The organism is Streptococcus sp. HMSC074B11 (assembly GCF_001808705.1).
GTDB lineage: Bacteria > Bacillota > Bacilli > Lactobacillales > Streptococcaceae > Streptococcus.
The window spans coordinates 1-230 of sequence record NZ_KV794317.1; the positions used below are offsets into that span (position 1 = coordinate 1).

Annotated in this window: 2 tRNA genes; both read right to left on the minus strand. The window is 53.5% G+C overall.

The features are described 5' to 3' along the window. Positions 1 to 40: 40 nt before the first annotated feature. Positions 41 to 114, minus strand: a tRNA-Ile gene (locus HMPREF2619_RS10425). A gap of 13 nt (positions 115 to 127) precedes the next feature. Beyond that, positions 128 to 201, minus strand: a tRNA-Met gene (locus HMPREF2619_RS10430). Between the last annotated feature and the right edge of the window lie 29 nt (positions 202 to 230).

Below are 230 nucleotides of genomic sequence, written 5' to 3' on the forward strand. Positions count from 1 at the left end.
TCCCTTCAGCCGGACTTGGGTAATCCTCCATAGTATTTAATGGACCTTGTAGGACTTGAACCTACGACCACTCGGTTATGAGCCGAGAGCTCTAACCAGCTGAGCTAAAGGTCCAACAAGATCATTATAGCGGCGAAGGGGATCGAACCCCCGACCTCCCGGGTATGAACCGGACGCTCTAGCCAGCTGAGCTACACCGCCATCAATCGGGAAGACAGGATTCGAACCTG